This window comes from Bacillus pseudomycoides DSM 12442, assembly GCF_000161455.1.
Taxonomy (GTDB): domain Bacteria; phylum Bacillota; class Bacilli; order Bacillales; family Bacillaceae_G; genus Bacillus_A; species Bacillus_A pseudomycoides.
In genome coordinates this window covers 4,914,272-4,915,348 of sequence record NZ_CM000745.1, presented here as the reverse complement: position 1 = coordinate 4,915,348, position 1,077 = coordinate 4,914,272, and the positions used below count along the sequence as shown (strand labels likewise).

At 37.7% G+C, this 1,077-nt stretch carries 1 protein-coding gene; it reads left to right on the top strand.

Translation table 11 applies throughout. The annotated features are described in order from the left end of the window. On the top strand, positions 1–1,077 hold a 1,077-nt coding region (locus tag BPMYX0001_RS24945; protein ID WP_033799342.1), incomplete at both ends, for a type IA DNA topoisomerase.

Genomic DNA, 1,077 nt, shown 5'->3' with positions numbered 1-1,077 from the left:
TTTGATTGTAAAGCGATTTATAGGGAACTTTATGTCACCGGCTGTTTATTTGGTACGTGAAGCACAGTTCATGGATCAAGATGAAACTATATACAGTACAAAAGAGAAAGTTCTTCAAGAGAAGGGATTTTTAAGCGTATTTCACGAGGACATAGAAGAAGGGTCTGTGGAAAGCTTTCAAATCCCTTTCCTATATGAAGGAGACTCATTCCAAATCGTAAAACATGACCTCATTCAGTCAAAAACAAAGAAACCAGCATTCCATACAGAAAGTTCAATTTTAACGTTTATGGAGACCGCCGGTCGCAAGTTAGATGATGACCATTTAAAAGAGTTGATGAAAGGAAAGCGGATTGGAACAGTCGCAACAGAGGAGACGTTTATTCCTAAGCTTGCGGCACGAAATTATATCACAGTTACCAATGGCCAAATTCGTACAACGAAAATTGGTCGTGCATTTGTAGAGAAGTTTCCGATAGATGAAATCAAAAATCCAGCTTATACGGCTGAAATGGAAGGGATGATTCATATGATTGAAAAGAAAGAAATGCCATACGGTGAGTTTGTGGAGAGTACGAATACATTTGTAAAAGAAACGGTTGCAAAGCTAGGAGAAACAGAAGAAAAAGTGGCAGATGAAATGATTTTGAATTGGAATCAACAAATTGAAGTATGCCGTTGCCCATGTAAAAAGGGGAAAATCCTTCATAAAGGAAACTTCTATGGGTGCAGTAACTATCCTGAGTGTGAGATCCGTATGCCAAAGAAAATTAAAGAAAAAGCGATTCCTGAAGCACAAATAAAAAAGCTATTTGAAAGTAAGAAAACGGATCTTTTAAAAGGCTTTAAATCCGGTGAGAAAGAGTTTTCAGCGTACTTAGTATTCCGAGAAGGCAAAGTACAATTTCAGTTTCCAACGACAGAGGAGCTATCTCTAGGGAAGTGTCCAGAATGTAAAAAAGGGGATATTCTTCACCGAAAGACATTTTTCGGGTGCACAGAATATAAAAATGGTTGTAAGTTCATGTTGCCAGCCAAAATCAAAGAAAAAGCGATTCCTCCTTCTCAACTGAAAAA